1 protein-coding gene is annotated in these 1002 nt (G+C 46.8%); it reads right to left on the bottom strand.

Annotation, left to right across the window (positions count from 1 at the left end):
• Positions 1-21: 21 nt before the first annotated feature.
• A complete protein-coding gene (locus tag B4113_RS02445; RefSeq protein WP_033843624.1) occupies positions 22-900 on the bottom strand; it encodes an IS982 family transposase in 879 nt (292 codons plus the stop codon).
• Positions 901-1002 lie beyond the last annotated feature (102 nt).

The raw sequence follows: 1002 nt of genomic DNA on the forward strand, positions 1-1002 counted from the left end.
ACCCGTGGTGCTAGTTGAGCGCTAGCGCTCAACTAGCCCGAGTGTTACAAGCGAATACACCAACAAGATGCCATCGAGTGCTACTTCAAATCCCGCAATCGAATTCGCACGAATGTCTGTCATACGATATTGGTCAACAAGGACGGAGAATACCGTTTCAATGACTTTCCGTTTTTGTTTGAGCCATGTCTCCCATGACTCAGATGGGCGGTGTTTCTGGTTTTTGCGAGATGGAGTCCAAAAAGCGATTTGGTACGCCTCATACAACTTTTTTTGCCATTCACTACTGATGAATCCTTTGTCACCCAAGTTATAGGGGTGAGGAATTTGAGTCATGACGGTTTCAGCTGCAGTTCGATCGTGACAGGACGCCTCGGTTACCACGTATCCCATAGGTAGCCCTTGATCTGTCACTTGAAGATGAAACGTAAACCCATAGTACCACTGCTTTTTCGATGCACAAAATCCAATGTCAGCGATGCCTTGAAATCGTTTGACACGGTACATTCTTGCGGCATGGCACAACTCGATTGGCATGCTATCTACGACCGCATAGGCATGGTGTTGCCCACGTTTCGCCAGTTCATGACGAATCCATTTGATCGCAAAGCGCAGCGATCGGCAACGGCGATGGTATCGAGAACGTTCGAGAAAACGTCCATCCGTGAACAAGTTCCCAGTCACAAAGCGATGCCATGCACGTTCGGAAGAGAAGCCAAGCAACTTTCCTAACAGATGAATGGCAGTGATCACTGCGTCTTCTTGTTTCGCCAAATGACGATTGCGGCGTTGAAGATAGCATTGAATGTGTGACAGCTGGGCAGAAACAAAAAAGAACATGGCTGCATATTGTTTTTGAATTTTCGCTTTGTCTGTTGTAAAATGAAAGTGCTCTTGCATGGGGATTCTCCTTTCGAATGTTGGGTCGCACTTTCATTCTACAGGAGATCCGCAGGCAAGGGCTATTTTTATGCTTACTCGATTTTATCTAGCACCACGGGT

Origin of the sequence: Geobacillus sp. B4113_201601 (genome assembly GCF_001587475.1) — a bacterium.
Classification (GTDB): Bacteria; Bacillota; Bacilli; order Bacillales; family Anoxybacillaceae; genus Geobacillus; species Geobacillus icigianus.

What these genes read in the sequence shown, in the direction of transcription:
- B4113_RS02445 (WP_033843624.1), bottom strand. Translation starts at nt 900, where the DNA reads ATGCAAGAGCACTTTCATTTTACAACAGACAAAGCGAAAATTCAAAAA.